At 66.7% G+C, this 26,220-nt stretch carries 20 protein-coding genes; 14 read left to right on the forward strand and 6 right to left on the reverse strand.

Translation table 11 applies throughout. The features are described from left to right. Positions 1 to 203: 203 nt before the first annotated feature. Positions 204 to 1,154: a ferritin-like domain-containing protein gene (locus tag S2M10_RS21770; protein ID WP_348770657.1), complete on the reverse strand. Its 951-nt coding sequence runs from the start codon at positions 1,152 to 1,154 to the stop codon at positions 204 to 206. Positions 1,155 to 1,327: 173 nt separating this feature from the next. On the opposite strand from S2M10_RS21770, the gene S2M10_RS21775 reads away from it, so the two are divergent. Both S2M10_RS21775 and S2M10_RS22880 read left to right on the forward strand, forming a co-directional pair. Beyond that, the gene (locus tag S2M10_RS21775) at positions 1,328 to 2,125 is read left to right on the forward strand and encodes a Crp/Fnr family transcriptional regulator (RefSeq protein WP_168847963.1); all 798 of its coding nucleotides are present in this window, start codon (positions 1,328 to 1,330) and stop codon (positions 2,123 to 2,125) included. A gap of 867 nt (positions 2,126 to 2,992) precedes the next feature. Beyond that, positions 2,993 to 3,571, forward strand: a complete 579-nt coding sequence (locus S2M10_RS22880; protein ID WP_247650960.1) for a PEPxxWA-CTERM sorting domain-containing protein — start codon at positions 2,993 to 2,995, stop codon at positions 3,569 to 3,571. 89 nt (positions 3,572 to 3,660) lie between these two features. Here the strand turns inward: S2M10_RS22880 and S2M10_RS21785 are convergent, their stop codons facing one another. Together S2M10_RS21785 and S2M10_RS21790 are read right to left on the reverse strand one after the other, a co-directional pair. Further along, positions 3,661 to 4,434, reverse strand: a complete 774-nt coding sequence (locus S2M10_RS21785; protein ID WP_168847964.1) for a hypothetical protein — start codon at positions 4,432 to 4,434, stop codon at positions 3,661 to 3,663. 11 nt (positions 4,435 to 4,445) lie between these two features. After that, positions 4,446 to 5,048, reverse strand: a complete 603-nt coding sequence (locus S2M10_RS21790; RefSeq protein ID WP_168847965.1) for a hypothetical protein — start codon at positions 5,046 to 5,048, stop codon at positions 4,446 to 4,448. Between the two features lie 351 nt (positions 5,049 to 5,399). Between S2M10_RS21790 and S2M10_RS21795 the strand changes: the two genes are divergently transcribed. From S2M10_RS21795 to S2M10_RS21850, 12 genes are all read left to right on the forward strand, one after another. Next, the gene (locus S2M10_RS21795) at positions 5,400 to 6,269 is read left to right on the forward strand and encodes an SPFH domain-containing protein (protein ID WP_168847966.1); all 870 of its coding nucleotides are present in this window, start codon (positions 5,400 to 5,402) and stop codon (positions 6,267 to 6,269) included. Between the two features lie 7 nt (positions 6,270 to 6,276). Further along, a complete protein-coding gene (locus S2M10_RS21800) occupies positions 6,277 to 6,951 on the forward strand; it encodes a DUF4178 domain-containing protein (RefSeq protein WP_168847967.1) in 675 nt (224 codons plus the stop codon). Then, positions 6,941 to 8,272: a DUF4178 domain-containing protein gene (locus tag S2M10_RS21805; RefSeq protein WP_168847968.1), complete on the forward strand. Its 1,332-nt coding sequence runs from the start codon at positions 6,941 to 6,943 to the stop codon at positions 8,270 to 8,272. The genes S2M10_RS21800 and S2M10_RS21805 overlap by 11 nt, the downstream gene beginning before the upstream one ends. After that, positions 8,272 to 8,442 carry a hypothetical protein gene (locus S2M10_RS21810; RefSeq protein WP_168847969.1) on the forward strand — a complete coding sequence of 57 codons (171 nt, stop codon included), beginning with the start codon at positions 8,272 to 8,274 and terminating at the stop codon, positions 8,440 to 8,442. Before S2M10_RS21805 ends, S2M10_RS21810 begins: the two co-directional genes overlap by 1 nt. Positions 8,443 to 8,453: 11 nt before the next feature. After that, positions 8,454 to 8,666, forward strand: a complete 213-nt coding sequence (locus S2M10_RS21815) for a DUF350 domain-containing protein (RefSeq protein ID WP_168847970.1) — start codon at positions 8,454 to 8,456, stop codon at positions 8,664 to 8,666. Beyond that, positions 8,659 to 10,206, forward strand: coding sequence for a polyamine aminopropyltransferase (locus tag S2M10_RS21820; RefSeq protein WP_168847971.1), 1,548 nt, complete (start codon positions 8,659 to 8,661; stop codon positions 10,204 to 10,206). Before S2M10_RS21815 ends, S2M10_RS21820 begins: the two co-directional genes overlap by 8 nt. After that, complete coding sequence (locus S2M10_RS21825; protein WP_168847972.1) at positions 10,196 to 11,806, forward strand: FAD-dependent oxidoreductase; 1,611 nt, start codon at positions 10,196 to 10,198, stop codon at positions 11,804 to 11,806. Before S2M10_RS21820 ends, S2M10_RS21825 begins: the two co-directional genes overlap by 11 nt. Then, entirely contained in the window at positions 11,803 to 12,171 is a 369-nt protein-coding gene (gene speD / locus S2M10_RS21830; RefSeq protein ID WP_168847973.1) for an adenosylmethionine decarboxylase, read from the forward strand. The genes S2M10_RS21825 and speD overlap by 4 nt, the downstream gene beginning before the upstream one ends. Positions 12,172 to 12,511: 340 nt before the next feature. After that, positions 12,512 to 18,442, forward strand: a complete 5,931-nt coding sequence (locus tag S2M10_RS21835; protein ID WP_168847974.1) for an autotransporter outer membrane beta-barrel domain-containing protein — start codon at positions 12,512 to 12,514, stop codon at positions 18,440 to 18,442. Positions 18,443 to 18,870: 428 nt separating this feature from the next. Then, positions 18,871 to 20,007: an ROK family protein gene (locus S2M10_RS21840; protein ID WP_247650961.1), complete on the forward strand. Its 1,137-nt coding sequence runs from the start codon at positions 18,871 to 18,873 to the stop codon at positions 20,005 to 20,007. 140 nt (positions 20,008 to 20,147) lie between these two features. Beyond that, complete coding sequence (locus S2M10_RS21845) at positions 20,148 to 22,583, forward strand: TonB-dependent receptor (protein WP_247650963.1); 2,436 nt, start codon at positions 20,148 to 20,150, stop codon at positions 22,581 to 22,583. Positions 22,584 to 22,670: 87 nt separating this feature from the next. After that, on the forward strand, positions 22,671 to 23,684 hold the full coding sequence (locus S2M10_RS21850; RefSeq protein WP_168847977.1) for a glycerophosphodiester phosphodiesterase family protein: 1,014 nt from the start codon (positions 22,671 to 22,673) through the stop codon (positions 23,682 to 23,684). A 195-nt stretch (positions 23,685 to 23,879) separates the two neighbouring features. On the opposite strand, the gene S2M10_RS21855 is transcribed toward S2M10_RS21850, so the two are convergent. From S2M10_RS21855 to S2M10_RS21865, 3 genes are read right to left on the reverse strand one after another with little or no spacing between them, the layout of a single operon-like run. Beyond that, positions 23,880 to 24,851, reverse strand: a complete 972-nt coding sequence (locus S2M10_RS21855) for a FecR domain-containing protein (RefSeq protein ID WP_168847978.1) — start codon at positions 24,849 to 24,851, stop codon at positions 23,880 to 23,882. Positions 24,852 to 24,908: 57 nt separating this feature from the next. Then, entirely contained in the window at positions 24,909 to 25,454 is a 546-nt protein-coding gene (locus tag S2M10_RS21860; RefSeq protein ID WP_168847979.1) for an RNA polymerase sigma factor, read from the reverse strand. After that, positions 25,451 to 26,137, reverse strand: a complete 687-nt coding sequence (locus S2M10_RS21865) for a hypothetical protein (RefSeq protein ID WP_168847980.1) — start codon at positions 26,135 to 26,137, stop codon at positions 25,451 to 25,453. The genes S2M10_RS21860 and S2M10_RS21865 overlap by 4 nt, the downstream gene beginning before the upstream one ends. Positions 26,138 to 26,220 lie beyond the last annotated feature (83 nt).

Genomic DNA, 26,220 nt, shown 5'->3' on the forward strand with positions numbered 1-26,220 from the left:
GTGTCGGGGTCGGGGTGGGGGTGATCATCGAGCCTGGGCCGTCGTCATTGCTGCTGCAGGCGGCGAGCATGGTGGCACCGGCGGCGGCGAAGCCCGCGTTTTTGATGAAGGCCCGGCGTTCGGCGCGGCGCGCGTCGCATGCGTCCAGGACTTGCAGAACGATATCGTGGTTCATGATGGAAGCCTTCCCTGTGACCGAGCGATCAGTTCGCTGCGCTAGTGACGATGGTGCCGTTGACGCCGTTGGGGAAAAATCCGCCGGCAGTGACGGCCGCCTTGTTCAGGTAGACAATGTTCAGGACCTGGCCGGTCGAGCGGCTATAGGCGAGGCCGTTGGCATCGAGCGGGGCGATGTTGCTCGAGGTGCCGATCGCCCGGATGCCCTGGTCGTCGTCGCTGGACCCGTCCAGACTGTCGCGCGCGTTGGAGATCGCTTCGGTGGCGTCGATCAGGCTGGGAGTGGCGATGCCCTTGGCGTCGAGCGTGGTGCGGACGAGCGCCGCGTGATAGGCCTCGACCGCCAGAATGCCCGCTGCCGCCTCGAGGAACACCTTGTTGGTGATCAGCGGCGAGGCGCCCTTATAGGCAGTGACGCCCACGTCCTCGAAGATGAACGCGCCGAGCAGGAAGTTCTCGTCGCTGGCATAGGGGTCGAACGACTCGCCGGCGCCGATCAGCCCTGCGGCGCGTGCCGCGTTGGAGAAGGCGCTGGTCGGCGAAACGCCGATATCGATCTGCGGCTGGCCCACCGCCGTCGCGCCGATGGCATTGCGCAGGAAGGCGACATGCGCGCGCTCGTCTGCGGCGATTTCCTGGGCATAGGCCGCAACCGCGGGATCCTTGAACGTGGCCTGTCGTGCACCCACGGCGGTGCCTATTCTCCCCGGGCCGGTGAGCAGGTCGGCGGACAGGCCGACTCCGTTTGCGGCGTAGGCGTAGAATTGCGCCTCGAGATATTCGAGATTGAGCGCGAAGTTGAGGACGTCTCCGTCCGTAAGCGTCGCCTGCGCGGCTGCCCGCTGGACGCTCGTCGCCATCGCCAGACCACCGCCGGCGACGGCGGTGAGTGCGAAGGCCTTGAAGAATTCACGACGATCTTTGCGGCGGGCGGCCTGTTTTTCAAAGGCCTCGATCAGCTCGACTTCCTGGTTCACGGCAATGCCTCCCTGGTGAGTAGCAGTCCCGCAACCCCGGGCCTTTTCAAGCAGTTCCGGTTCGCCGCGCGTTAGGTACGGTGTCGTACAAAATGTCTCGCGCTGGTCGTTTTCGTGCATCCGTGGCGGCTCGCATTGCGAAGCTTGCAGGCAATGAGAAGAGGGTCGAGCGGATGCAGAAAACCAACGCTAGCTATGCGCCGGACATTCGCGGCAATCTGCTGCTGCGATCTCTTCCGCAAAGCGATGCGTGGCTGCTAATCCCCCATCTGTCTCGCCTGCACTTCGGTGCCGGGGACGAGGTGGACCGCCCGGCCGGCGGATCGATACAATTGATCTTCCCGGAAACGGCGGTGTTCTGTGTGCGCCATGCGCTGCGCGGCGATCGTCAGCCGGCCCTGGGCCTGGTGGGCCACGAGGGGATGCTCGGCTGGTCGCTGCTGATGGGGGTGACCGAAAGCTTCACTTGTGCCGCGGCGGAACTCCAGGGGGGGACCGCCCTGGCCATCGCGGCGCGGCCACTGCTGGAAGCGTGCGCGAAGAGCCCGACGCTCCGTGCGAATCTGCTGCGCTACGCGGATAATTTCCTGGAGCAGATGGCCTCGATGCTGGGCTCCAACACCATCGACACGCTGGAACGCCGCGTCGCCCGGTGGATCCTGATGCTGCACGATCGAAGCGAAGGCGACACGCTGGTCCTGACCCATGACGAGGTCGCGCGCGCGCTCTACACGCGCCGGGCCAGCGTTACCGATTGCTTCCACGTGCTTGAAGGCGAGAAGATCCTTCGGTGCGAGCGCGCGCGCCTCACCATTTGCGATCGCCAGCGACTGACGCTGGTTGCCGGATCCTCCTATGGCGCCGCCGAGACACGCTATGCCAGCGAGATAGCGCCCTGGCCACGCACGGTGCGACCCGGGCTTTCGCCGGTCGCGGACCTCTGCGCCTCCCAGCCGGCCTTGCTACCCTGATCATCGCGACGAGGCACGGGACCGACGGAGGGTATGTGCCAGGCCGTCCACCTGCGGCGCGCGCGCACGTGGCCGCCGCCGCCGCTGGCGGCATGCCGATACCCATCACCCGCACGCGACGAGCGCCTTGGCGCTGGTAGCTTCGGAAGCGCAGCGCTCTTGCGGCTGGACCCTTGTGAATGATGGTTCTTCAAAACGCCCTTGTCGGCGCCCTGGAGCGCGCGGCGATTTCGCCAAAATCCGCCATATCGAGGTAGGTTTCCTGGCTTTATCTGTACGACAAAGAATTAAAAATGCCCGTTGCCGATTTCTTGCGAAGAGTGCGCCGAAAGTGTCTGCCCGATTAATGGAAAGCACCTAATCTAAATTGATAGTGCTATAACGTTTCGAAAGCGCATCAAGATATAAATAAAATTCAACTGTATATCCAGCATATACAGGGATTTTGATTTGCGTATATGGCGTCTGCACCCACGGGAACACAAAGGTTAAAAAAGCGTTAAGGTGCCGCATCCATTCTTTTAACGATGGTGGCAAGTAATAATCTCATGAATACTGCATCGCCATGGTTGAAAGTCTCAAGTACATTGAGTCAGCGGTAAAGCGGGAAACAAGCAGGCAAGAGTATAAGTAATCTGCATGAACGTGCAGATACAATATTACGGTGCATCTCCTGCGGATTAAATCTTGAGATTTCAAAGGGAACCTTTTTGGGTATCCAGGTATATCGTGCAAAATGAGGTACATGCCTGCTTCCCAACTTCACTGTCCTGTATCGGGCCTATATTGTCATTGACGACAGCGGCATTTCCGTGAAGTAGGGCGCTGCCGGCATCCCGTCGGTCTGTTAACCATTTAGGGGGTTTTATGCGCACTCGTGTTCTCACCCTGCTGGCTGCTGCGACCGTCGCGGTTGCAGCTCCGGCGACCGCTTCGGCGGCGACCGTGCTCGGCGGTTTCTCGGCCGGTCTCGTCAATGTTGCGAGCGATACGTCGGCGATCGGCGCCGGCAGCACCTTCAGCAACGGCGGCAGCGCCGTTCTGGGTTCGAGCGGCGACCTGTCGTCGATCGGCCTGTTCACGGGCTTCTTCACCTCGTCGGTCACCGCGACCTCGGGTGCGGCCGTGACGTTCAACGCGATCTTCGGTTCGTTCACCGGCGAGGTCGCTTCGGTCGCGACCGGCACCAACTATGTCACGATCTACACGCTGGGCGATTTCACCCCGGCGGCTGCATCGGGCTATGACATGGGCAAGGCTTCGATCCAGTTCACCTTCAACCAGGCCGGTGGCGCTGGTTCGGACATCTCGGGCAGCTTCAGCTTCGCTTCGCCGCCGAGCCCGATCCCCGAGCCCGCCACCTGGGGCATGATGATCGCCGGTGCCGGCCTCGCCGGCGCTGCCGTGCGTCGTCGTCGCGCCAGCGCGAAGGTTGCCGCCGCCTAACGGCGTCGGAAATGCTTTCCAGAAAGGGCGGTGCCGGCAACGGCGCCGCCCTTTTTGCATGCGTCAGCCAGGGCCAGCGGAGGCGGCGGCTATGGCTGGAGGCGCCGGGAGGCGGCGGCGCGATTGTCCGCAGCGGCCTGATCGCGCCGCTGGGGCAGGACGCAGACGGTATCGCCATCGCGCGCTTCACGCCAAACATAGCCGTTGATGCAGGTCATCGGACCATAAGGGCCGTTGGGGTTGCGGCGCTCGGCGGCACGCGCATTATCGTCCGCGGCGTCGGACCGCACCTCGGGTGTGACGCAGACATGGTCGCCCGGAAAGGCGAGCCGCCAGGTGAATGGTGCGCGACAGCGGTCTGCGGAAACCGATGCGGCCGGACGAGCGACGATGCGGCCGATGACGGGTGCCGATGCGCCCGCGGGCGAACGCGGCGCATCGCGCAGCGGCGGCGCCCCATTGGGGTCCGCAACGCGGGTATCGGGGCCGACGCTCAGTCCCTGGGCGCTGACGCCCGCTTGCTGCGGCTGCCGCGGCGGGGCCGGCCTGGTGCAGTCCTGCATCCACTTCCGCACGCTGTTTCTCTGCCGGTCGGACAGCCTGTAATCGGCCAGGATACGCTGGAACGGAATGGCGTTGCTCGCCCGATGCGGGTGGATCTGGCACTCCGATCCGGCGACGATGAACTCGGCGCTGTAGTTCCGCCCGCTGGCGGCCAGAACCGCCCGCGCGGCGTCGCGCGCCTGGACCCATCGATGTCGGTCGAACAATTGATAGGCGCGGTTCAGTTCCTGCATCTGCGCCACTGCCGGGAAAAACGCCAATATCAGCGCGCCGGCGGTCAGGATCGATCGACGAAGCATCGGTCGCCTCTTCATTGCGTGGAGGTGGAGCCGGGGGGAGCGCGCAGGCGGACATCGGCGTTCGCTGCCGGATCGGCTGCGTCGGTAGGGGGTGTCGCGTCGATCCCGAGATCGCCGGGATGGCCGAAATAGACCGCCGCGTCGCGCACATCGGTAGTGACGGGAATGACCAGCGTGATGCCGATCAGCACCGTGCCCAGCACCGCCATGACGATCCCGGGTGAGGCGCTCTTGATGCTGATCGTGGCACCGCTGGCGCCGCCGGCGATTTCGCTTTCGGGTGACGTCAGCTTGCCGAGCACGAACGCGGCGCCGACCATCGCCAGGATCATGCCGGTGAGGAAGCCCATCAGCCGCGTCCACAGACGCAGCGACATGACGGTGTTCGCCACGCGGTAGCGGCGTGCGATCAACTCGCGTTCGAGCGCGAAGGTCGCCTCGGTCTTCGCAAGTTCCTGCTGATCCCGCCATGTCTCCGGGGCGAGGCCCTGCTTGCTCCAGGGAATGACGAGTCCGGCGGCGGGTGGCTCCTGCAATGTCCCTTCGATGGACGCGAAACGCACCAGCATCACCACGGCGAAGAACACCGCTGTCACGACCACGGCGCCTGCCATCAACGGCGCCATTCGATTCTGCCAGCTGTTTCCGCCCCCAGCCATGAGATCCCCGTCTTTGGCCGCCCAATGCTGATATGACATAGACTGTCGGATAACCATAGCGGTATTTGCGTCGACTTCGTCTTCGCAAATAGGATGGCGGCCCTGTTCGTGGTTTGAAGAAAATGACGCCCCGATCGTTGCCTTCGATTGCACGATCGTCTTGCGGCTTGCCGGTGTGCAAGGGCGCCGTCGCCAAGGCGTCTCGGCGGTGCACAGGGTCCTGAGCCTGACTGCCGGTCCTGCGCGACACTTTCTTGTGTTGCCGCACACCCCTCGACTATAGCCTTTCCGAGGGGGTAGCGGTGCATGGGGCTTTTCGATTTCCTGTCGAAGCAGTTCGTCGACGTGATCGACTGGGTCGACCAGCCCGGCACGCTCGCCGCGCGCCACCCCATGGAAGGGCGCGAAATCCAGAATGGTGCGCAATTGACGGTGCGCGACGGGCAGATCGCGCTCTTCTATCGCGAGGGACAGCTCGCCGACGCCTTCCATCCCGGTCTCTACACGCTCGAAACCGGCAACCTGCCGGTGCTCAGCGCGCTGCTGAATTGGGACAAGGGGTTCGCGTCGCCCTTCAAGGCGGACGTGGTGTTTTTCAGCCAGAAGGAGCAGTCGGGCCTCAAATGGGGCACCGCGCAGCCGATCACCGTGCGCGATCCGGAGTTCGGCCCGGTGCGCGTGCGCGCGTTCGGCTCCTACAGCTTCCGGGTCGAGCAGGTGCCGGCCTTTGCGGTGAAGATGGTCGGATCGCTCCAGCGGCTGACGGTTGCCGAGATCGAGCCCCAGTTGCGTGCGGCGATCGCCACCGCGATTGCGGCCGCGCTTGGCGGGGGCGAAGTCGCCTTCGCCGATCTGGCGGGTAGCCAGGCGGCGCTTTCCGATCGGCTCAAGGTGGCGGTGGATCCCGCCTTCGCGCAATGGGGGCTCGTTTGCACGAGCTTCTATATCGAAAGCCTGTCCTTGCCCGAGGAGGTGCAGGCGATGGTCGACAAAGCGAGCGCGATGCGCGCGGCCGGGGATCCGGATGCGCTTGCACGCTTCCAGGCGGCGACGGCCCAGCCGGACGGCGACGCCGCGGCACAGATCGAGAAGCTGCACCGCCTCCTGACGATCGGCGCGCTCACCCAGGAAGAGTTCGACGCCAAGAAGGCCGAACTGCTCGGCCGCATCCGCTGACCCGCCGATGAGCCTGCATCTGCCCTGCCCGAATTGCGGCGCGGACGTGGTGTTCCGCTCGCCGGCATTGCCCAGCCGGGTGTGCGACGCCTGCCGCACCATGCTGGTGCGCAGCGATGCCGGGCTCGCCCAGTTCGGTATCGCCGCCGCGTTGCCCTTCGATGTGAGCCCGGTGCAGATCGGCATGCGCGGCACCGAGGGGGGGCAGTCGTTCGACGTGATCGGCCGGGTGCGCTGGAGCTGGACCGACGGCGCTTGGAACGAGTGGCTGCTGCTGTTCGCGGACGGCGGCACCGCCTGGCTGGGCGAAGCGATGGGCCAATTCATGCTGCTGCGCGAACATGCCTTCGGGGATGTGCGCTCGACGACCCTGCGGGCGATCGCGAAGGGGGAGGCGGCGCAGGTCGGCCAGAAGGTGGAACTGTTCGGGCGCAGGCTGTTCATCGCCGATGCGCGCCAGGCATTGTGCATCACCGCGGAGGGAGAGTTGCCGTTCGTCGCGCCGAGCGGCTGGCAAGTCTACAATGTCGATCTGCGCGGTGCCGACGGCGCGTGCGCCAGCCTCCAGCGCGACGGCAAGACGGCCAGCTTCTACCAGGGGCGCTACGTGACTCTCGCCGAACTCGCGCCGCGCGGGCTTCGCGCCATCGAAGGATGGGCATTGCCCGACTATGCAGCCTGACGCCCCCCTTGCCGCGCCGCCCGCGCCGGCGGTGCGAGCGCTTTCCTGCCCGAACTGCGGCGGGACGGTGGAACTGCGCGCGGCCGGCTATACCGTGCATGTCGGCTGCCAATATTGCGGCTCGATCCTCGACACGACGGACGGGCTGGTGAAGCTGGTCACCCAGGCCCAGGCGGTGCAGGCGACGCTGGGCCTTCCGCTGGGCCTTCCGCTGGGCACGCGCGGGACGCTGTTCGGGGTGGAATGGGAGGCGATCGGCTATCTCCAGCGCTCGCAGGGGGGGCACTATCGCTGGGACGAATATCTGCTGTTCAATCCCTATCACGGCTATCGCTGGCTCGTGAACGCGCGCGGCGGATGGAGCTTCGGTACCATGCTCACCCGCGTTCCTGACAAGCTGACCTATGCGCACTACGCGCTCGACGGCCACACCTATACCCGCTTCTTTGCGGGCACGGCGCAGGTGGATCGGGTCGTCGGCGAGTTCTACTGGCGCGTCGCGGTAGGCGAGACCGTTCACGGTCGCGACTGGGTGCGACCCGGCTTCATGCTCTCGCGCGAAACCAATGATCGCGAGGAAAGCTGGACGCTCAGCCAGTGGCTGCCCGAGCAGCAGGTGATCGCGGCGTTTGGCGTCGCTCCGGCGGGCAAGGTGTGGCCGCCGCTGCCGCACCAGCCGTCGCCCTGGGGCGCCTGGCTGGGCAGGGGCGGGATGATCGGCGGCCTCGCACTGGCGTTCGTCCTGGCGCTATCGATCGTGCTGAGCGGCACCAACTGGATCGCCTCGCAAGCGCTGCCGGTGGCGGTGGACGGGCGCGAGCAGACCGCGACGATCGGCCCCCTGCATCTGGACGCGCGGTGGCAGCGGGTGCGGGTGCGCACCACGGTGCCGCGCCTCGAGAATGGCTGGGTCGATCTCGACTACAGCCTGGTCGATCGCCGCGACCAGCGCGTCTATGCCGCCTCCAGTGCCGCCGAGCGCTATGAGGGCGTGGACTCGGACGGGGCCTGGACCGAAGGCTCGCGCGATTCCGACGTCTCGATCGCGAGCGTGCCCGCCGGCGACTATGATCTGGTCGTCGATTACAAGGGCAATCGCTGGAGCCGGGACGGCACCGCCTATCCCGATGGCGGCTGGATGGAGCCGACCAACACGCCCCAGGTCGTCGTCGAGGTGGGCAGCGCGACCCTGTACGGGTCGAACGTCGTGTTCGCGGCCTTGCTGCTCGCGCTGCCCTGGCTGGTGGCGCTGCTGCTGCACCTCCATTTCGACAAGGCGCGCAAGGACGAGAGCGATTTCGCATCGGAGGGCAGCAGTTGATGGATATGCGCAGCTTTCTCTACGCGCTCTGGTCGCTCGCCGTGGTCGGCCTGTTTCTCGTCGCGACGATCTTCGGATGGTCGCCCTTCGCCGAGGGCGGGCGGGCCGCCGGCGCGCGTGGCTATGGCAGCGGCGGCCATGCCGGGTTCTACGGACCGCACCACAAATAGGAGGACGCATCATGGTCACTACCCTTCCGGCGCTGCTCGCCACGCTGCTCTATGCCGTGGTCGGCATCCTCGTCTTCGTGATCGGCTTCGTCGTGCTCGACCTGCTGACCCCGGGAAAGCTGTGGGAGGAGATCCGCGACAAGCAGAACGTCGCCGTCGCGATCTTCTCGGGCGCGATCGCGATCGGGCTCGCGATCATCGTCGCCGCCGCCATCCATGGCTGAAGGCGACCCCGCCGGCCCGAAGACCCGCGCGTCGGCCCCGGCCGCGGCGCTGCTCGCCTCTGCCTTCGTCGTTTCCACCTGCGGGCTGATCTACGAGCTGCTGGCCAGTACGCTCGCCAGCTATCTGCTTGGCGACAGCGTCACCCAGTTCTCGACCGTGATCGGCACCTATCTGTTCGCGATGGGGCTGGGCAGCTGGTGCTCGCGCTACGTGACCCGCGACGAGCTGCGCCTGTTCATCCGCGTCGAGCTGCTGATCGCGGTGCTGGGCGGCGCGTCGGCGGCGGCGCTGTTCGTGCTGTTCCCGCTGGTCGAGCATTTCCGCGTGGCGCTGTACGGGCTGGTGCTGGGCATCGGCTTTCTCGTCGGGCTCGAGATCCCACTGCTGATCCGCATCCTGCGCGGGTTCGACTTCCGCGAGACGGTGTCGAACGTGCTGACTTTCGATTATGTCGGCGCGCTGGTCGCCAGCCTGTTGTTCCCGTTGCTGCTGATGCCGCACCTCGGCATGATCCGCACCGGCTTCCTGTTCGGCATCCTCAACGCCGGCGTGGCGCTGGCGGTGCTGCTCGCGCTGCCACGGGCGAGCCGGTTTCGCAGCGAGACGGTCTCCGCCGTAATCGTCCTGCTGGCGCTCGCCGGGGGCTTTGCCGCGTCGGACCGGCTGCAGCGCTGGGCGGAAGTCGCCAGCTATGGCGAGCCCGTGATCTACGCGGTCAGCACCAAATATCAGCGCATCGTGCTCACCCGCCGCGACGACGATCTGCGGCTGTATCTGAACGGCAATCTGCAATTCTCCTCGCGCGACGAATATCGCTATCATGAGGCGCTGGTGCAGCCGGTGCTGGGCCGCGTGGAAAACCCGCGCAACGTGCTGATCCTGGGCGGCGGCGACGGCCTCGCCGCGCGCGAGGTGCTGCGGCATCCCGAAGTACGGCACCTGACGCTGGTCGATCTCGACGACGAGATGACCGCGCTCTTCTCCCGAACCGGGATGCTGGCCGCGCTCAACAAGGGGGCGCTGACCGATCGCCGCATCACCGTGGTCAATGCCGACGGCTTCCGCTGGGCGCGGGAGGCGGCGGCGACCCGCGCCGGATCCTTCGATGCGATCATCGTCGATTTCCCGGATCCGGTCGATTATTCGGTGGGCAAGCTCTACACCGAAACCTTCTACCGCGCCGTGCGCCGGCTGCTGGCGCCCGCCGGCGCGATGGTGGTGCAGAGCACCTCGCCGCTGGTCGCGCCGATGGCCTATTGGACGGTGGCGACCACGCTGGAAGCCGCCGGGCTGCAGACGCGCGGCTATCATGCCTATGTCCCCAGCTTCGGCGAATGGGGCTTCGTGCTCGCGGCAGCGGGGCCGATCCCCGTCGACGCGCGCATCCCCGCCGGCGGACGGTTCCTCACGCCGGCGGGCGACGCCGCGCTGTTCTCCTTCCCGCCGGACATGGCGCGCCGGCCGACGCCGGTGAACCGGCTCGACAATCAGGTCCTCGTCCGCGAGTTCGCCGACGCCTGGAGCCGCTATGAAGGCTGATCGGCGAACCCTGCTGGGGCTGGGGGCGGGGGCGGTCGCGCTCGCCGGCGGCGGCCTCGCGGCGGCGCTGCAGCGGGAGGCGCCGCTGCCGCCCGGCACGCTGGGCGGCGCGGATCTGGCGCGCGGACATAGGCTGCGCGACGGCGGCTTCCCGGCGCCCAGCCGCTTCGACGAAATCGATCTGGTGATCGCCGGGGGCGGCATCGCCGGCCTGTCCGCCGGCTGGCGCCTGCACGATGCCGGGTTCACGCGCTTCCGCCTGCTCGAACTGGAGGATATGGTGGGCGGCAATGCCCGCAGCGGCAGCAACGCGGTGTCCGCTTATCCGCTGGGCGCGCATTACTTGCCGGTGCCCAATCGCGAGGCGAAGGCGGTGCGGCATCTGCTGCGGCAACTGGGCGTGATGATCGGCGAGCGCGACGGGGTGCCGGTGTACGATCCCGAGCAGCTCTGTGCCGATCTGCAGGAGCGGCTGTTCTGGCAGGGGCGCTGGCAGGAAGGGCTGGTGCCCCGCACCGGTCTGCGTGCGCAGGATCGCGCCGATCTCGCCGCGTTCGAGCGGTGCATGGCCGACTATTCGGCGCGGATCGGGAGCGACGGAAAGCCGGCTTTCGCGGTGCCGAGGGCCTATAGCTCGAGCGATGCCGACCTGATCGCGCTCGACCGGATCGATTTCGCCAGTTGGCTGGATCGGCAGGGGTGGCGCTCGCCGGTGCTGCGCGCGCATGTCCGCTATGCGATGCGCGACGACTATGGCACGGAGCCGCAGCAAGTCTCCGCCTGGGCCGGGGTGCATTATTTTGCGGGACGGCGCGGCTGGACCGTGGATGGCGCCGGCGACAACGAGTTGACCTGGCCCGAAGGCAATGCCCGGCTGGCGCGCGGGATGGCGGCGTTGTTCCCGGAGCGGATCGCGCGGGGGCATATCGTCCACCATGTCGCGCAGGATGGGGAGGGCGTGCTGGTGGACAGCTTCGACGTCGCCGCCGGCGCTACGGTGCGCACCCGCGCCAAGGCCGCGATCCTCGCCATGCCGCATTTCGTCGCGGCGCGGATCTGTCCGGCGGTGCCGGGCGACGCGGCGTTCACCTATGCGCCGTGGCTGATCGCCAACGTGACCGTCGATCGCCTGCCGGGCGGACGCGGGGTGCCGCTCGCCTGGGACAATGTGTCGAGCACCAGCGAATCACTCGGCTATGTGGTCGCGACGCATCAGGCAGCGGAGGCGCACCCCACCGCCACGGTGCTCACCTGGTATCTGCCGCTGTCGGACCTGCCGCCGCCAGTCGCGCGCCGCCTGCTGCTGGAACGCCCGGCAGACATGTGGAAACGGATGGTGCGCGACGATCTGCTGGCGATGCACCCCGATCTGGACGGGGCGATCCGGCACATCGCGCTGTGGCGCTGGGGCCACGCGATGATCCGGCCGACGCCCGGTTTCCTGGCGCGGGGCGCGGGGGGCGGCGCGAAACCGCCGTTGTTCCTCGCCCATTCGGACCTGAGCGGCCTGTCGCTGTTCGAGGAGGCGCATTATCACGGCGTGGCGGCAGCCGAGGGAGCGATGGCGATGCTTCGGCATCCAAGTGAAACATTGCTGTGATCGGACACCACCTCATCGCCGATCTCGCGGATGCGGCGGGTCTCACCGACGTGACGCAGGTGGAGGCTTGCCTGGTCGCGGCCGCAGCGGCAGCGGGCGCGACGCTGCTCGAGGTGCGCCTGCACAGCTTTGGTGCGGGGCAGGGCGTGACCGGCGTCGCGCTACTGGCGGAGTCGCACATCTCGATCCATACCTGGCCGGAATATGGTACTGCGTGCGTGGATATCTTCCTGTGTGCGGCGACGCCCGATCTTGAGGCCGGCTTGGAGGCCATCGTGCGGGCTCTGGACGCAAGGGTCGTCCAATCCAGCGTGATCGCGCGGGCGTTCCGCCGGCATGCCGGATGTCCGACGACGGGCATCTAGCGATGCCGCATCCGATCGAACGCGCGTGACGTCGCTGGGGGGCGCAGCGGGCGGTGGACGGCGTATCGGGCATCGCCATGATCTTTTGCGCGGCGAAAAGGCGCCGGCGAACCCGGACTGGCGAGCGCCGTCACCTTGGCTGCGGTTGGTGGACCAACGATCCGGTATCGCGCGCTCCGTCGCGCATCGCTGCCGAGACGGGCGGGGACATGCGTGTCCAGTCGCCGTCGGCTGTGCGCAGATGTCGGAGTGACGTTCGGAAGACGTCGTAAATCACTGGACTTTACAACAAAGATTCATTTTATCGGCCGGGGCAGTTATGAATCGGGGGAAATACAATATGGTAGGCTTTGCGTCGTCGTTGCGCCGGCGTCGTCTGGCGCTCGCGCTGAGCACGAGCACGCTGGCGTGCGGGATTCTGGTGCCGTCGCTTGCGCAGGCACAATGCGCACCCGAGCCGACCATCGCCGATGGCACGACTACCTGCACCGGCACCGATACGGACGGCGTTCGCATCACTACGGCCAATACGACGCTCGACATCGGCGCCGACGCGGTGGTCACCAATGCCGGTGCACCTGCGGTCACTGTCGAGGTGGCGAACACCAGCTATTCGGTCTCCGACGCCATTTCGGTGCGCGGCCGCGTTGCCAGCGATACGAGCAGCGGCATCCTGTTGCTGAGCGGGGCTGCTTCCACCTATGGCGGATCGACCACGCGCCTGTCGCTCAAGCTTGAGGAAGGTGCCTCCGTCTCCGGCGATACGGCTTTCGCGATGCGCCACACCGTGGGCAACACCTTCGCCTATCTGATCACCGACATCGACAATGCCGGCACGCTGCGCGGCACGTCGGGCATCGCGCTGCGCGGCGACGTCGTCGCGGCGCCCTATGGCTATACGAGCACCTATTCGGGTTTCAACACGATCACCAACCGCGCGAGCGGCGTGATTTCCGGTAGCGTCGTGGGGCCCGTCGGCACGGTGACGAACGCCGGGCTGATCGACGGCGGCGCGAACAGCGCGTTCACCCCGGGCGCAGCGGGCACCAACTACTTCTATCTGATCTCGAGCGGCACCTGGACCAATAGCGGCACGATCCAGTCCAGCGGCGCGGCGGCGACGATCCTGTCGTCGACGATCAGCAGCCTGAAGAACAGCGGCACGATCGCCAACAGCGGGTCGGGGGCGGCAATCAGCGCCTCCTATCTCGATATCGACAACCAGGCCGGCGGGCAGATCAGCACCGCGAGTGGCAGCGCGATCGTCAGCAGCAACTATCTGCGGCTGGTCAATGCCGGGACGGTGACCGGCAATGTCGTGACGGGCAACAGCGGCAGCATCGTCGATTCGAGTGCAGGCACGATCAACGGATCGGTCCTGTTCGGTTCGGGCGACGATACCCTGGTCGTGCGCTATGACGCTGCCAGTGGCGGGGTGGTGACCGGCATCACCGGCAGCATCAATGCGGGCGGCGGCACCAACACCCAACAGGTGAAATTCACCGCCGACACGACGGTGAACGCGAACTTCGCGCCGCTCACCGGCTTTCAGCGCCTGTTGCTTGACCCGACCGCGGGTACCACGGTGACGCTGGGATCCGGCTATGTGAGCAGCGCCGGGCTGGTGCTGAGCGGCAACGGCGCCGTCGTGAACCAGGGTCGGATCACGACCAACGGTGCCGCGGTCACCGACTACAACTATTCCTTCAACCGCGCGACGTTCCGCAACGACGGCGCGATCGCTGCCGCCATCTACAACTTCGGCTATGGTATCACGCTGTCGAACCAGCGCTTCGTCAACAACGGGGCGGTGACGGTGACGGGTGGCAGCGGCGTTTCGATGTCGTCGAACGACCTCGTCAACACCGGCACGATCACCGCGACCAACGACGGCGTGAACCTGTTCAATGCGGTGCTGACCAACAGCGGCACGATCATCGGCGGCACCACGGGCGCGACGCTCAGCGGCAATGTCGGGGTCACCGCGTCCAACAGCGGCACGATCCGCGGCGGTACGGCGGGCGTGAGCACGAGCGTCTACCTCACCAACACCGGCACGATCGGCTCGCCGGGCGTGGGCGTGCAGGTGCAGCCCTATGGCTATCTGATCAACGGCGCCGGCGGCGTGGTGAACGGCGGTACCGGCGGCGCGGTGACGGTCAGCGCGTTCAATGCCGGCGTGGCCAATGCGGGCACGATCAACGGCGACGTGACCTTCAACGGCTTCGGCTCGGGCAACAACCTGACCTATTTCGCGCTGCGCGGCGGCACGCTCAACGGCAATCTTCGGCTCAGCGGCGCGACGCTGGTCACCGATCTCGTCAACACCGGCAGCGGTGCCTTTGCGGGCATCACCGGCACCGTCACCGCCGACAGCAATTCCAGCCTGCGCTATGCCGTGAACGCCGATGCCAGCACGACGCTGACAACGGGTAATGTGGGACCGTTCAGCAAGGTCGGCTATCAGCTGGCGAACGGCGCCAAGCTCACGCTCACTGCGCCGACGGCGCAGGCCCTGGCTACGCCGGTGCAGCTTGCCGGCACCGGCAGCGTCGACCTGGACGCCGACTTTGCGGTCAGCAACACCGCGGCGATCCAGTCCTCCGCGGTGCTCAGCTATCCGGGCGCATCGGGTGGCAACAGCAGCAGCGCCGCGCTTTCGATCACCAGCCGCGGCACGATCACCGTAACGCGGCCAACCAGCACGACCAACTACAACTCGGCCGCAGGCGCGAGCCTCTCCGAAGGCGACAGCTTCACCAATCTGGGCACGATCAGCGTAACCGATCGCAATGCCAACCCCATCGCCACCGCGATCACCGGCGGGGCCAGCATCACCAACGCGGGCACCATCCTGCTCGACGGCGGCATCGGTATTTCCGGCAGCTACAGCTACTCCAAAACGCAGATCGTCAACAGCGGCACGATCCGCCAGGCGACGGGTGGCGCCAGCGCCACCGGCATCGCCGGTGCGTTCGATCTCACCAACAGCGGCACGATCCAGGTCGGCGGCACCGCGGTGGTTGCCTATAATTATGGGCAAATCTCAAACAGCGGCACCATCGCCAGCAGCGGGGGCATCGCGATCGGCGGCACCAGCACCTCGACCACGGCGTCGATCACCAATCTGGCGGGCGGCTCGATCAGCGGCACCGGCGGCACCGCGGTGCAGCTCTATTCGGGCAGCTTCGTCAATGCGGGCACGGTCGTCGGTTCGGTCGATATGGGCTATGGCTATCCCTATTATCCAGGCTCGGTCACGCGATCCTATTCCAGCAGCGCATTCGTCGCGGCGGGCGGCACGATCGATGGTGACCTGCGCTTCGGCGACGCGGACGACCTGCTGCTGCAGACCGGCGACACGACTGGCGTATCCGGCACGATCGATGGCGGCGCCGGAAATAACACCTACGGCCGCGCGTTCAGCACCAGCAAGACTGTCACGCTCGGCACGTCCGGACTCGTCAACTTCCAGGGCTTGCTGATTCAGGCGACCGGCACCGATACGGTCGTGACCACCACCGGCGCCGCGACCGGCAACCTTTACGTGATCGGCAACGGCAGCGTTGCGAACCAGGCAGACGTGAGCGGAAGCCTGATCACGGGCGCGCCCTATTTCTCCTACCTGCCGGGCTTGAGTGCCATCCTTCCGACTCAGGTCCTCACATCGCTTTCCAACAGCGGCAAGATCGGCGGTGTGTCGGCTACCGTGGGAAGCTTCACCAATAGCGGGAGCATCAGTGCGGCCAACCTTTATGGTTCCACGGTGTCCCTCTCGAGCGACACGGCGCTTGCGTTCATCAACAGCGGGACCATCACAGCGCCGGTATTCAGTCCGTCCTATGTGCAATATCCGTCGTATCCTTGGTATCCCTTCTATCCGACGGCGAACGTATCCACGATCGCTAGTACCAGTCTTGCCATCGTCAACAGCGGTACAATTCGCGGGGGCGTTAACGCCGCCATCGGCTATTACGGCAATGGCGCCGCCCCGGGCGCTGTCATCGTGACCAACAGCGGGACGATGGCGAGCAGCGGTTTGGTGCCAGCCCTCGCCATCGGCGCGAACGGCCCCGCATCCGGGCCGGCGCAGGTGAGCAACGCCGGTACGATCAGCGCCCAAGGATCGGACGCAAGCTTCGGTAGCGCTTTGGCGCTCTCCGTCTACGGTGACTACACGGCTACCACTATCACAAACAGCGGTACCATATCGGCCACCGTCACCAGTACGGACACGGCTAGGTCGACGAGCGCGACGGCGATTTCCATCACCGCAGGAACGACCGGCACCGTCGTCAATGCCGCGGCGGGCAAGATTGCCGCGGAGGCCGATCGCGCCATCGGCGTGGGTGTCACTGACAGCGCGCTTCTCCTCACCAATGCCGGAACGATCAGCGCCAAGGGCGGGATAATGTCTTACGCGGTTTGGGGCGACGCAGCCGATGACCGCGTGGCGAATACGGGCAGCATCACCGGTGATGTCGTCCTCGGCGTGGGTGCGGATGTGGTAGAGAATGCCGGAACGATCACCGGCGCGGTCTTGCTGGGCGACGGCGATGACCGCTTCGTGCAGAATGGCGGCGGCAGCGTCAGCGGTCTGATCGATGGCGGCGCGGGCACCAACAGCTTTGCCGTTTCCGGCGGCAGCGAAGCAGCGCCCGCACTGTTCGGCGATATTCGCAACTTCCAGCGGTTCGCCCAGGGTAGCGGCTTCGCCCAGATCGGCGGTACCGCCGTGTTCGGCGCGATCGACATGACCGGCGGGCGGCTTGTCGGCCAGGCGGGCTCGGTGCTAACCGCGCCGCAGATCACGGTCGGGCGGGACGCGACGTTCGGTTCGGCGGGTATCGTCAACGGCAACGTCGCGGTCGGCGGTACGCTCAGCCCGGGCGCGTCTCCCGGCACGATGACCGTCAACGGCAATGTGGCGCTGGGCAGCACGTCGACCGCGCTGTTCGAACTCTCCGCAGCCGCCTCGGATCGGCTGGCGGTTAACGGCACGCTGTCGATCGCGCCGGGCGCCACCCTACAGCTCGTTCGCCTCGGCAATCTGCGCCAGGGCAGCTTCACCACGCTGTTTACCGCAACCGGCGGCATCACCGGCAGCTTCACCACGGTGCAGCAGCCGAGCGATCCGATGGGCATCGTGGTTGTGCGCGGCGGCGCGATCGACGTGATCGGCGCCTTCCGTGCTCCTGGGGGCGCCGCCTTGCAGACTAGCGCCAGCATCGCCTATCTAAACTCGACGCTTGCGATTCAGCCCGCGGACAGCGCGCTGTTCAGCAGCCTCTCGACGCTGGCCAGCGCCGGGGATGTGGCCAATACTCAAGCCTTTGCCCAGTTGACACCGCAAGCCTATGCGGCCGCCGTGCAGACTCAGGTCGACGATGCGGTGGCGCTGGTCACCGCCACCCGCGGCCCGGGCTTTGCGGCGAGCGGCGACACACCCCATGCCTTCACCTTCGGCGCGATGCTGGGCCAATGGCACCGGCTGAGCGACGACGCCACTACCGGCAGCGTAGCAGCGCGTTCGCGCACCTACGGGCTGCTCGGCGGGATCGGCGTGGGCGACGCGTCATGGAGCATCGGCGCGTTCGGTGGCTACCTCAACGACCGCCAGTATCTGGATGCACTCGCCGCCCGTACCCGCGCCAATAGCGCGGTGGGCGGCGTGCAGGCACGCGTACGAACCGACGGCGGCCTGAGCGTTGCCGGTTCCGTCTCCTACATCGGTACCGTGGCGACGACGACGCGGACACTGCCGGTGCGGGTTGCGAGCGGTCGCTATGATCTGCACAGCTGGGTGTTCGATGGGTCGCTTGCGCGGGAGTTCTCGGTGAAGGGCGACTGGGCAGTTCGGCCTCAGGTCGGCATCAGCTATGTCCGCACCGTTCGCGACCGTGTGGCGGAGCAGGGCGGCAGCCCGTTCGCGTTGATCGTCCGCCGCGACCGCAACGTGGCGGGCTTTGCGGACGGGGCGCTGTCCTTCGGGCGCGCGAATGCTTCTGGCGCCGCTTTCCGGCCGTTCGTGTCATTCGGTGTGCGTTATCAGATCGAGGGACTGCGCGCCGACGCGCTGGGCGGCTATGCGGGGGGCGCGCTGGCGTTACAGGGCTTCAGTGCGGCACGGGCGCGCGTGGTTGGCACGGCGGCGGGCGGCGTGAGCTATCGCCTGCCGCACGGGGTCGAACTATTCGCGACCGCCTCGTCGCAGACCGGTACCGATGATCATCAGGAATCGGTATCGGGCGGCGTTCGTCTGCGCTTCTGATGCAGGTGCGAGGCGCGTGTCGTGTCCGTTCGCGACCGCCGCGCGCCTAGCGCCGGATGCTGGCGGGACGGCAGGCCTTTGCTGCCCGCAGGCGGCAAAGGTCTTTGCAAGGGGAAAGGTCGAGCATGGTTGGCGACGTCGCCTTGCGCCGGCTACCGTGCGGGATCGGCGCCGCCCTTGCGATCGCAGGCACCGTCCTCATGCTGTCGTCCATGGCCCGTCCTCCCTGGCGAAGGATCCGATGCCAAGGCGCGGCGGAGGGGGCCTGCCGCCCAGGTGTACGGGCCGCGCTTCGTCACTAACATCCCCGCTCGGCTGAGGTTCGGTTCGCTGCTCGCCTCGAAACAGCTGTGTCGCTTGGTCATTCGGCATGACAAGCGCCACAACGCGTTCGTTTTTCTGACACGATGAAAATATATCGGTGGAGGATGCCCGCCGCGCCCCGTCCGCAATTGATCCTCACCGAGTTGCAGAAGCGCGTCCTGCTGCACTTGCGCATTACCGGCGCGCAGCCGCGCATCGAACTCGCTGCGGCGTTGGACACCAACAGCGCGACGATCACTCGGGTGACGCAGCAACTGGCCGCGCTGGATCTGATCGCCGAGGAGACACCGGTCGAACAAGGCGTGCGGGGAAGACCTAGTGTGCCCTTGGCAATCGCCGGGGGCGGGGGCTGGTCGGTCGGCGCTACCGCGCATCCCGGCTGGCTCGAGCTGGTGCTGCTCGATTTTCGCGGGCGTCCGTTGCTGCACGATACCTTGCCCTTTGACGATCCCGATCCGCGCGTCTTTGCCCGTACGCTCGATGCGCGCCTTCGCGCGTTGGTGGCGCAGCACGGGTTCTTGCGCGGGCGGTTCCTGGGCCTCGGCGTTGCGGTACCCGGCTATGCGCTGGACGGCGACCGCAATCGCCGCGCCGTGGTGCAGCGGCTGGCGGGGTGGAGCGATATTCCGCTGGCGGAGACGCTGGGCGATGTGCTCGACATGCCGATTTGGATCGAGAATGATGCGACGGCGGCGGCACTGGCCGAATATTACCAGCCCGGCATCATCGATCGCTATCGCTCGATCCTGGTGCTGTTCCTCGGCCATGGCATCGGCGGCGGCCTTATCGCGGCGCGCGAGCTGTTCCGCGGCGACCACGGCAATGCGGGCGAAATCGGCAAGCTGTTCCCCGGCACGGTGCTGCGTCCGTCGGGCATCGATCTGATCGACACGCTGCGCGGTGCGGGAGTCGCGATCGAATCGCTGTCCGAGGTCGATGCCCTGCTGGAGCCGCAGGCGGCACTGATCGCGGAGTGGATTGAGCGGGTCGCGATGCAACTGGAACAGGCGGTGATCGGCGGGGCCGTTTGGCTCGATCCGGGCGCGGTCGTCGTGTCCGGCGCCTTGCCGGCCAGCATCCTTCAGCGGCTCGCCGCCCGCATCGCGCAACTGAGCGCGCCTCGGCATCAGGGCTACCAGGCGCCGGTGCCGGCGGTGTTGCCCTCCGCGCTGGGCAGCCGGGCGGTCGTGATCGGGGCCGCGATGGCGCCGATCCACGCAGTGACGGCCGCGATCTCCTGACTCCATTTAATTTCATGTAAGCAAATAAAAGAGTCACGAAGCAGCGTCAGTCGCCCCGCATCAGGCAAGAACGGGGAATGCACATGAAGAAGCAGAGTTGGTTGGCGGGCGCCGCAGTGCCCGCCTTGTTGATGGCAGCGATGCCCGCGCAGGCGCAGACGGAGGCGGCGCCTGCCGCGTCCGCTGCGGAGCAGCCGCAGGACATCGTCGTCACCGGATCGGCACGCGCGCAGCGCCGGTTCGACGTCTCCTATGCCGTGAACACCCTGTCGCAGGACGATGTGCTGAAGCTCGCGCCGAAGAGCATGACCGAGCTGGTCGGCGCGCTGCCCGGCATCCATATCGAACAGACCGGCGGCGAGGTGCAGAACATCACCCGCGTGCGCGGCATCCCCACCGATCGCGGCTATCTCTATTACCAGCAGGACGGCCTGCCGCTCTACCACGAGCTGGACGGCTTCTTCTTCAATCAGGGCGACGGCATGAATCGCTTCGACCTGATGACCGATCGCGTCGAAGTGGTGCGTGGCGGGCCGGCGCCGATCTACGCCTCGGGCGCGGCGGCGATCGTCAACGTCATCACGGTGACCGGCGAGCAGACCCCGCACGGCGCGGCGCAGGTTACGTTGGGTACCACCGGCCTGTATCGGCTGGAGGGCTATCAATCCGGCCCGCTCGGCAAGCGCACCACCTTCGCGGTCGGCGGCTTCTATCGCTACAACGACGGATATCGCGACAACGGCTTTCCGTCGGACAAGGGTGGCCAGATCCGGGCGAACATCCTGCGCGAGCTGGACAATGGCACGCTGAAGATTTCCGGCCAGTATACCAACGACCACAATCTCTTCTATCTGTCGATTCCGACGGCCGATCCACGCAACACCGCGGTAAGCCTCGACAAGTATATCGATTACTTCACCGGCACGCTGAACACCCCGGCGCTGCGGGCGGCGACGATCAAGTATCGCGACGGGGCGGGCGCAATCCAGAGCCGCACCGGCGATCTCGCCAACGGTCGGCATATGCGCTTCGGCAATGTCGCGCTCGATTACCAAGGCGATTTCGATGCCTGGCACGTCTCCGCCAAGGCCGGCTACACCGATGGCCGCAACGATTTCGACGCGCTGTATTCCACCTCGAATCCGGTGGATGGCGCCGGCTTCGCCAGCGGTTATCTTGCCCGCGCGCAGACCGCGTTTGGCAGCGGCGTGACGCGGATGGGCTATGCCCTTGCGGGCACCAGCGGCGCGACCGCCTATGATCCCGCCACCGCATCGGGGCTGGTGGTGCAGGCGCAATATCGCTCGATCAGTGCCGATTTCTATTCGGGTCAGGGCGATCTGAGCGTCACCCGCAAGTTCGAGACCGGGCTGGGCAGCCACGACATTCGCATCGGCAGCTATGCCGCGCTGTGGGGGCTGACCTCGTTCGCCGTCTACCAGAATTATCTGATGGAAGTGCGCTCGCAGCCGCGACTGCTCGATCTCGTCGCCTATGGCGCAGATGGATCGGTAAAAGGCTATGTCACCGATCGCGGATCGCTCAACGACGCGGCCTCGCTCAACGCCGGGGGCTATGATGCGAAGGTGATCGCGCTGTACGGTGCCGATACCTGGGACTTGACCGATCGGCTGCGCATCGATGCCGGCATCCGCCACGAATGGTATCGCTATGACGGCTTCGGCCAGATCACCACGGCGGCCAATCTCGGCGATCCGACGACGCTCGCCGACGATGCCACCCGCGCCTTCACCGGTGCGGTGGGAACGGCCAAGCTCAACTTCCAGGCGACCAACTGGACGCTGGGCGCCAATTACGATTTCAGCCGCCATCTCGGGGTTTATGCCCGCGCCTCGCGGCTGGAGATCCCGGCGACGGCATCGGTGACCACCACCTATCCGACTCCGTCGCTCGCACCGACCAACGCGCGGCTGTATGAAGCGGGCCTGAAGGCATCGTTCGGTCGATCGTATCTCTATGTCACCGGTTTCTACACCAAGTTCGATCCCTTGAACGCCAGCTTCACCGCATTCAACCCGCAGACCGGGCGCAGCGATCAAACGGTCAACTTCGTCGGCACCGCCGAGAACAAGGGCGTCGAAGCGGATGGCCAGCTGCAGATCGCCGGTCCCTTCTCGCTGGCCGGATCGGTAACCGTCCAGGATCCGAAATATCTCAACTTCAGCAGCAACACTGGCGCCGACGGCAGCCAGGCCAACGGCAAGCAGATCCTGCGCGAACCGAAGCTGTTCCTGAACGTCCGACCGACGCTGGACCTCCGCCTCGGCGCGGACCGGCTGAGCCTCTATGGCCGCTACGACTATATCACCCGCCGCTACGTCGATTTCTTCAACAACACGGCACTGCCCGCCTATGGCTATTTCGGCCTAGGCGCGATGCTGGAGCATGGCGACTGGCGCATTCAGCTGGCCGGCGACAATCTCACCAACGCGCATGGCCTGACGGAGGGCAACACCGCCGGCGACCGGCTGGCAGGCCAGGGTACGCCCACGGCGATTTTCGGACGCCCGCTGTTCGGCCGCAACGTGCGGCTGATCGTCAGCAAGAAATGGTGAGGCGCGATTTCGTCGCTTGCTGCTGAACCGCGCGGGGAAGTCCGCTGCCGGGCTTCCCCAATTGCCTGCCTTTGAACGGAATGCTCCATGAAACCGCTTGTTTGCCTCCTGACTGCCGTCGCGGCCGCCCTCCTTCCCACCGCTACGCGCGCCAGCGATACGACGGAGATGATGCACCGCTTGCGCGATCCCAAGGGCGGCCTGATCATCGTCGCGCATCGCGGCTGCCACCGTGCTGCGCCGTATCGCGGTCTGGGGCCGGTCCCCGAAAACTCGGTCGCGGCGCTTGATCAATGCGTGGCCCTGGGCGTGGAGGTGATGGAAACCGATGTGCGCCGCACCCGCGACGGCTATCTGGTCATGGTGCATGACGAGACCGTCGACCGCACCACCGATGGCCATGGCAAGGTGCGCGACCTCACCCTCGCCCAGATCAAGGCACTGCATCTGCGGCAGGACATGGGCGGGGCAGGGCAGGTGGTCACCGATCAGACCGTGCCGACGCTGACCGAGATGCTGGTCCATGCCAAGGGCCGCATCTTGCTCAACCTCGACGTCAAGGACGCGATCTACGGGGAGGTGGTGGCCGAGGTGGAGCGCGCCGGCTTGCAGGACGGCGTGATCGTCAAAACCTTCGCGGGTACGGGATCGCTGCCGCTGGCGGCGATCGCGCCGTATGACCGGGTGTCCTTCGCGGTGATCCCGGTCAGCGGCGACGGCAGCGGGGTCGATGTGCCGGCGATCGTCGACGCACAGATGGGCGCAAGGCGGCACCCGATCGCGATCGAGCTTCCCTATCTCGCCGAGGCGCGGCTGGCGCCGATCGCGGCGCGCACTCGCGCGCTGGGCGTGCGGCTTTGGGTGAACACGCTGTTCGACGGCTTTGTCCTTGGCGGGTTCAGCGACCTCGACGCGCTGCGTGACCCGGATGCGGTATGGGGGCGGCTCTGTGGCGCGGGCGTATCGATCATCCAGACCGACGAGCCCGCCGCGCTTGCCCGCTTCAGCGGACGCGCGGGTAGCTCATGCAATCCTGGCAAAAAAAAATTGATAGAAGCAGCGTTCGCCACTTCGTCGAGGGATCTCCGGCCGTTACGTTGAACCTACGAGTAGTGTGGCTGCACGACCGCGTTTCGGTGGTTCTCGGCCTTACTCAATCGGATGAAACAAAAAAGGTGCCAAATCTCAACCGGTCAAGGAACTGGCGCACCCGAAGTGAAAGTGTTGGGCACTCAGATCGTTGGGAGATTCTGCTTCTTACGCCCAAGCAGGCATACTGAGCGGCTCCGCCCGGGATCAGCCGAGAAGAACCACGCCGCCGGGCAGTCGCGTTGCGGACATGCCTTGCAGCGCCTGGATTTGCACCACCGCGGTCTCGATCTGGTCGACATGGAAGATGCCGGTGACTGGCCGACCGTCGGCGGTGCTGCGCAGCACAATCCGGCCGGGATAATATTGGTTGATCTCGGCCACCGCTGTGGCGAGCGGGGTCTGGTCGAAGATCAGCAGCCCCCGCCGCCAGGCGGTGGCGACGCTGCCGGCCAGCCGCATACGGGTGACCCTGCCGTCGCGCAGCGCCAATGCCTCGCCCGTGTGCAGCTGTGCCGAGCTGCCGCGGATCGACGCCGACACCGCACCTTCGATGCAGGTGATGCAGGGGTTGCCGTCATAGTTGCGGACGTCGAAACGGGCGGCGGCTGCGGTCGCCACCGCGTCGCCGGCCTCGACGGTGAAGCGGGTAGCGCCTGCCGCCGCCACGAACACCTCGCCCGACACCAGCCGCACGCCTTTTTCGATCCGCGACAGGCTCGTCCGCGAGTTCATCTCGACCTGAACCCCGGCCATCGGCGTCAGCGTGCGGCGAGCACCCGCCGGGGTACGCTCGTCCGCCATCCATTCGGACAGGCTGGGCCAGAGCGACAGCGGCGAGCGCGCCGCGATCACACCCGCCGCAATGCTCGCCGCGACCGCACCGCCGCCAAGGAAAGTGCGGCGGCCGATGCGGGGCGCGCGCGCCCGATCGATCGGTACGACCTTGTCCGGGCCGTCCGTCACCGCTGCGGCATCGATGGGCATGCTGCCCAGCTGCCGCACGAACGCCAGCGCCGCTCCGAACGCCGCCTCGTGCGCGGGGCTCAGCGTGCGCCACGCCTCGAATGCGCCGCGCTCGGCCTCGTCGATGCCGCCGAAGCTGATCCGCGTCGCCCAGTCGATCGCTTCCAGCTTCAGCGCCGGCACGTCCTGTTCGAGGCTATCGCGGGAAATCATCGCATCGAAACCTCAAATGGCAGCCAAGATGGGCAGTGTCGTTCAAACGCAAACCTCCTACTCCCTAGACACACGGAAGCTGCGATCCGCGAGAATATCTTTTCGCCCGAGCCGCCGCGCGCAGTGGATGATTGCCGCGCGCAGGTCGCCCTGGATGGTGCGGACGGTCACGCCGTGGCGCGCGGCGACCGCTTCGATCGGCTGGCCTTGCACCACGCAGTGGAGAAAGGCGTCGCGCTGGCGCGCGGAAAGGTCGGCGATCGCGGCATGGACCCGGCGGACCTGGTCCTGCGCGTCGAGGATGCGTTCGGCGTCGGGCGCCTCGTCCGGCACTTCGTGCGCCTCGCCGAGATCGAGCGCGTGGGGCGCGCGCTGGTCGGCGAGCTTGATCGAGTGCGCGGTGTTGATCGCGGCGCGATAGACATAGCCTTCGCGGTTGGCGACCGGCCCCAGTTCGCCGCCCTGGCCGAGGCGCAGCCAGGTTTCGTGCAGCACCTCCTGCGCTGCCGCGTCCGAGCCGAGCTTGCGGGCGAGCCGCTGGCGCAGCTTGCCATAGCTCGCCGCCAGCGTCTGGCGCAGCAGGTCGCGGGTCGAGCGCGTCACTGCGCTGCGACCTCGAACAGCAGCGGCTGGCGCAGCCCCAGCGGCGGCACCGCGCCAAGCGGCGCGCCTTCGAGCAGCGCCTGGACGCGGCGATCGCGCTTGGCGTCGCCGTCGGAGCGGACCAGAGTCACGTCGCGGAGCACCCCCTCGGCATCGATCCGGGTGCGGATCCGCAGCCGGGCCGCACCGCCGTCGCGCAGCACGCCGGCATCGATCACCAGCCGCCGGATGCGGGCGGCGAGCGTCAGCACGAAGCCGCCGGTATCGGATGGCGGCGCGCCGCCGATCACGCGCGGCGCGCTGACTCGCATCGTGTCGAGCGAGAGCATCGCGCTCGTCTTCGATCCGCTGCCGGATGTCGGCAGGGGCACCGCCGCCGCGCCGCGCGCGAGGACGACCGCCGAATGGGTGCTGGTGAAGCGCACCGTCAGCCCGGTGCCGCCGAGCAGCAGCGTCAGTGCCTCGGGCGCCGAATAGATGCCGCGGATCGGGCTGGTGCGGCGATCGGCGGCCTGCGGCTCGTCGAGCAGCACGTCGACGCCGCTCGCCTCGCCGAAGGCGACCAGCGCGGTGGCGAGCCGCTGCGCGGGAATGTCGAAGCGGTGCGTCGGCGTGGGCGCCTGCGCCCAGCCGGTGCCGGGCAGCCACAGCAGCCAAGCGAGCATCGTCCGCACCGCACGCATGCGCCGTCGCCTCATTCCAGCGCGAATTCGATCGGCAGGCTCACGCTCACCGTCGTCGGCCAGTCGGCGGGCGGGGGCGGGAG

Source organism: Sphingomonas sp. S2M10 (assembly GCF_012650175.1).
Lineage (GTDB): Bacteria > Pseudomonadota > Alphaproteobacteria > Sphingomonadales > Sphingomonadaceae > Sphingomonas.